A 4,616-nucleotide genomic window follows, 5' to 3' on the forward strand; every position below is an offset into this window, starting at 1 on the left:
CGCAGAGCTTGTGGCCGCAGGAATCGTTGCTAGGGTACTAAGTACGCTTAGTATATCGGTTTGCGCCGATGACTGCTGACGTTGCCGATCCTGAGGAGAAAAAATCGTGCCAGAAGACAGCAACATCCAGATTCCCGGCGTCCCCGCCAGCGAACCTGCCAGCCTCCAGGAACCTACCACCCCACGCGAGCCGCTGCCTCCGAAGCCGGACCAGCAGGCCCCTGAGGCTGTGTCGCCGACGGGAAGCCCCACCGGCGCGCCGGCTACTGCCCGTGCCCAGTCCGGCCAGTACCTGACCACCGCGCAGGGGCTTCGCCTTGGCGATACGGACCACTCGCTGAAGGCAGGTTCCCGCGGACCCATCCTGCTGCAGGACCATCACCTGCGCGAAAAGATCACCCACTTTGACCATGAGCGCATTCCCGAGCGTGTGGTTCACGCCCGCGGGGCGGGAGCCCACGGTGTGTTCCGCTCCTACGGGACCGCGTCCAACATCACCCGTGCGGGCTTCCTGGCCAAGGACGTGGAGACGCCCGTCTTTGTCCGTTTCTCAACCGTGCTCGGCTCCCGCGGCTCCGCGGACACGGTTTTTTTTTCGTATTTCTGAAGCTCGCGCAGGGAGCGGACCAGGCTCGCGAGCGTCCGGGCGTGGACCGCCGCCTCGCTGGCCGGAAGCCCGTCCTGCCCGCCGAAAACCGCCTCGACGGCGCTGATCTGCTTGTCCACTTCACAGCGGATGCGGCTTACGGCGCGAGCGCGTTCGACGCTGCGACGCCGCCATTCCCCGCGCGCCGCGAGCCGGCCGAGCGATGTCCGCGACAGGCCGACCCGAACGGCGATCTCGACCTGGCTCAGCTCGCTCTCCTCGTAAAGCCGCCGGGCTTCGGCGACCATCTTCTCGGTGATGCGCGACGCCGGCGCCGGTCGCCCGGCCGACGCCGCGCCTTCGCCGGCGGGGACCGCCGGGCCGTTCTGGACGCGATTTCGGAGCATGGCTGAACCCTACCCGAGGAGCGTCACGCTGTCAATGACTATTTTCCTATATCGGGCAAAAACGAAGGCGCCGGCCGCCTTCACCGGCGGCCGGCGCCTCCGGGGCGGTCTGTCACCTGCCGGTGGTCGGGGTCTCGCTGTGGCCGCGCAGGTCCTTGACGGGGGCGTCGGCGGTCCCGGCCGAGGTCGGCGTGTCCTTCATCCGGCTCTGCGAGCCCGCCGAGCCCTTCATCGACTTCTTCTGGTGCTTGGCCGTCTTCTTGTGCTTGGCGGACGTCCCCATGTGGTCGCTGCTCATGGACCCGCCTGGACCCTGCTCCATGGCCGAGTTCGCGCCCATGCCGGACGCGTCGCTCCCGGTCGCGGCCTGGGCCATGGCGAGCGTCGGAGCGGCTGCGAGAGCGAGCGCGGCGACGCCGGCGGCGATTGTGTTGCGAGTGATCATGATTCCTCCGCTATGTCTTCGACTGGGGGGCGGCAGGTCACACGGCTTCGGATCAGGCTTACGTGCGCCGCCAGACAGCGGCCGCAGAAGCGCAGCCGCAATCCGGATACGGGCCGTGTCGAGGGATATGTTTCGCGGAAAGGCCAGAATTGTTTTCGGCGTTGCATGGAACATTTCCGGTCGCGGCGCCGATATGCACGACGACCCGCGGCCTGAGCCCGAACGCTCGCCTGCGTGCGCGCGGCGCAGTGAGCCTGGGGGCCGCTGCGTGAAAGCCGATGCCGAACGGATTTGAGAAGGAGGCGCTGATGATGCGCGGGATTCTGGTCGCCTCGGCGCTGCTGCTCGCGGCGTCCGCCGCCGCCGCCCCGGCCCCGGTCGGCGTCTGGAGCATGCCGAAGGACAAGGCGACGATCCGGATCTCGACGTGCGGCGACGCGCTGTGCGCGACTCTCATCGGCCTGAGGAAGCCCAACGACAAGAACGGCCGGCCCAAGGTGGACAAGCACAACCCCAACCCCGCCCTTCGCAATCGTCCCGTGATCGGTCTCTCGCTGCTCACCGACATGAGGCGGGAGGGGAACGGATGGGCGGGCCGGTTCTACAATCCGGACGACGGCCGGAGCTATGCAGGCACGATCATGGCTGATGGAAGCAGCCGGCTGAAGCTGCGCGGCTGCGTGATCGGCGGCCTTCTGTGCAAGACCCAGGTGCTGCGGCGCGTCGACTGACCCCGGGTCAGGTCGCGCGCGAGGTATGTTAGTCGGGACCCCGACACACGAATCGAGGGTCCCTGTTCATGCGTCGCCTTGCCTGCGCGCTCGCGCTTCTGCTCAACTCCGCTCCCTGTTCGGCCGTCGACGCCGGGCTCGCCGCAAGCCTCCGGCGGCTCGAGCCCGAGACGCGCTTCCATCAGCTTTGCGACATCGAGACGATGCGGCGCATCCAGCAGGAAGGCGGCGCGCTGCGGCCGGACCGGATGGTGATGGACGCGATCCGCCCCGCCACGGCGGCCGGCGACACCCTGTCGGGGAGCGGCGCGGCCATCCGCAGCGGCGGCGAATGGTATCGGCTCACCTTCAGCTGTCGCGCGACCGGCGACCGCATGCGCGTGCTCGCGCTGACCTACCGCGTCGGCGCGGCGATCCCCCCGAAGGACTGGGAGCGTTACGGGCTCTGGCGATGACGCGGGAGTACGCTCCCCCGCGTCGCCGCCGGATCACAGCCGGCCGGTGAGCGCCAGGATGATGATGATGATCAGGATGATGCCGAGAATGCCGCTCGGGCCGTATCCGAAACCCGACGAGTAGGGCCAGGTCGGCAGCGCGCCGATGACGAGCAGAACGAGAATGATGATCAGGATCGTCGACATGAATTGGCTCCGAATCTAACCGCTCGTCACGGCGTCGAACGACGCCCCTACAAATCAGCAAACTTCTGAAGCCGGATAAGGGTTCCGAACGCGCGCTCGATGCATGGCGACGCGAAATAAAGCGGTCGGCGAGGAACCTGAACCCGCTCGCCGCGAGTTAGCCTGAGCCGGCATGACGGCGGCGGAGGATGGACTGGCATGGCAGGCGGGTTGCAGACGAAGGTGAGCTTCGCCCCGCCTGATTCAGCGAGCGACGGTTGCTCCAGGCTGGTCGCGGGCCTCCATGCCCGCAACTGCCCCCTCGGCGCCTCGAACCGTTGGCCGGTCGCGCTCCGGAACGTCCTCGCGGCGATCCTGCCGGCGCGGGTCCAGATCGTGCTGTTCTGGGGCCCGGACTTCGTCGCCCTGTACAACGACGCCTACGCGCCCACCATCGGCGACAAGCATCCGCGGGCGTTCGGCCGCCCGGCGATCGAGAACTGGGGCGAGCTCTGGGACGATCTGGAGCCGCTGCTGCGCCGGGTCCGCGACGGCCGCGGGACGGTGTTCGCGCACGACCGCCCCTTCTACATCGAGCGTCACGGCTTCGGCGAAGAGGTGTTCTTCGACATCTCCTACTCGCCCCTGTTCGACGATGAGGGCGCCGTCGAGGGCGTGCTGTGCATCGTCAACGAGACGACCGATCGTATCCAGGCGCAGCGCAAGGCGATCGCCGACCGCGAGCGTCTGGCGGAGATGTTCAAGCAGGCGCCGGGCTTCATGGCCGTGCTGGACGGGCCTGACCACATCTTCACGCTGACCAACGCCGCCTATCAGAGGCTGATCGGCGGCCGCAAGGTTCTTGGAAAGCCCGTGCGGAACGCGCTTCCGGAGCTTGCCGACCAGGGGTTCCTGCAGCTGCTCGACCGGGTCTACGCGACAGGGGAGCCGTTCACCGGCCGCGGCATGACCGCGACCCTGCCGCGCGCGGGCGGCGGGCTGGCGGAGCCGCGCGCGCTCGACTTCATCTACCAGCCGATCAAGGACCGCGGCGGGCGCGTCACCGGCATCTTCGTCGAGGGCACGGACGTCACCGACCAGATGCGCGCGCTCGAGGGACAGCGCGAGAGCGAGGACAGGCTGCGGCTCGCCACCGAGGCCGCCGCGGTCGGCACCTGGGACTACGATCCGCGCAGCGGCGCGCTGCGTTGGGACCGGCGCTGCCGCGAGCTGTTCGGCATCTCGCAGGACCGTCCGATCACCTATGAGAACGCTTTCCTGGCCGGCCTGCATCCGGCGGACCGCGAACGCGTCGCGGCGGCGGTCGGCGCGGCCACCACGGAAGGGGCCGAGTTCGACATCGAATACCGGACGATCGGGATCGACGACGGCGTCGAGCGCTGGCTGTCCGCCCGCGGCAAGGTCATCGGCGAGGGCGGCGCCAGCGGGCGCTTCGTCGGCACCGTCGTCGACATCAGCAGCCGCAAGCAGGCCGAGGCGGCGCTGATCGCCTCCGAGCGGGCGCTTCGCGAGGAGACCAACGCGCTCGAGATCCTGAACTCCACGGCCGCCCGGCTGGCCGCCGAGCTCGATCTCGACAAGCTGGTGCAGGCGGTGGTCGACGCCGGCGTCGAACTCTCCGGCGCCCGATACGGCGCGTTCTTCCACAGCGCGCCCGGCGACGAGGATGACGGCGGCGCGGCGCATGGCCTTCCGGGCGCCGAGGTCGGGGGCTTTTCGCAGTTCCCGACGCCGCTCGCGCCCGAGCTGTCGGGGCCGACCTTCCGTGGCGAAGGCGTCGTGCGTTCCGCCGATTCAAGAAACTTT

General features: G+C 68.8%; 6 protein-coding genes. 4 read left to right on the top strand and 2 right to left on the bottom strand.

Annotated features, from left to right (window positions below):
* Nucleotides 1-106 precede the first annotated feature (106 nt).
* Complete coding sequence (locus ACIKT0_RS13125) at nt 107-607, top strand: catalase (RefSeq protein WP_407105773.1); 501 nt, start codon at nt 107-109, stop codon at nt 605-607.
* Nucleotides 608-1,105: 498 nt separating this feature from the next.
* Here ACIKT0_RS13125 and ACIKT0_RS13130 read toward each other — a convergent pair whose 3' ends face one another.
* On the bottom strand, nt 1,106-1,438 hold the full coding sequence (locus tag ACIKT0_RS13130; RefSeq protein WP_407105774.1) for a hypothetical protein: 333 nt from the start codon (nt 1,436-1,438) through the stop codon (nt 1,106-1,108).
* Between the two features lie 278 nt (nt 1,439-1,716).
* On the opposite strand from ACIKT0_RS13130, the gene ACIKT0_RS13135 reads away from it, so the two are divergent.
* Both ACIKT0_RS13135 and ACIKT0_RS13140 read left to right on the top strand, forming a co-directional pair.
* Nucleotides 1,717-2,169 carry a DUF2147 domain-containing protein gene (locus ACIKT0_RS13135; RefSeq protein ID WP_407105775.1) on the top strand — a complete coding sequence of 151 codons (453 nt, stop codon included), beginning with the start codon at nt 1,717-1,719 and terminating at the stop codon, nt 2,167-2,169.
* A 68-nt stretch (nt 2,170-2,237) separates the two neighbouring features.
* Nucleotides 2,238-2,624 (top strand): DUF930 domain-containing protein, encoded by a 387-nt coding sequence (locus ACIKT0_RS13140; protein ID WP_407105776.1) that lies wholly within the window; start codon nt 2,238-2,240, stop codon nt 2,622-2,624.
* A 33-nt stretch (nt 2,625-2,657) separates the two neighbouring features.
* Here ACIKT0_RS13140 and ACIKT0_RS13145 read toward each other — a convergent pair whose 3' ends face one another.
* A complete protein-coding gene (locus ACIKT0_RS13145; RefSeq protein WP_407105777.1) occupies nt 2,658-2,810 on the bottom strand; it encodes a DUF3309 family protein in 153 nt (50 codons plus the stop codon).
* 198 nt (nt 2,811-3,008) lie between these two features.
* On the opposite strand from ACIKT0_RS13145, the gene ACIKT0_RS13150 reads away from it, so the two are divergent.
* The coding region (locus ACIKT0_RS13150) for a PAS domain-containing protein (RefSeq protein WP_407105778.1) at nt 3,009-4,616 on the top strand (1,608 nt) is incomplete at its 3' end.

Origin of the sequence: Hansschlegelia beijingensis (assembly GCF_045505405.1) — a bacterium.
GTDB lineage: Bacteria > Pseudomonadota > Alphaproteobacteria > Rhizobiales > Methylopilaceae > Methylopila > Methylopila beijingensis_A.

What these genes read in the sequence shown, in the direction of transcription:
- ACIKT0_RS13140 (WP_407105776.1), top strand. Translation starts at nt 2,238, where the DNA reads ATGCGTCGCCTTGCCTGCGCGCTCGCGCTTCTGCTCAACTCCGCTCCC.
- ACIKT0_RS13145 (WP_407105777.1), bottom strand. Translation starts at nt 2,810, where the DNA reads ATGTCGACGATCCTGATCATCATTCTCGTTCTGCTCGTCATCGGCGCG.
- ACIKT0_RS13130 (WP_407105774.1), bottom strand. Translation starts at nt 1,438, where the DNA reads ATGATCACTCGCAACACAATCGCCGCCGGCGTCGCCGCGCTCGCTCTC.
- ACIKT0_RS13135 (WP_407105775.1), top strand. Translation starts at nt 1,717, where the DNA reads ATGCCGAACGGATTTGAGAAGGAGGCGCTGATGATGCGCGGGATTCTG.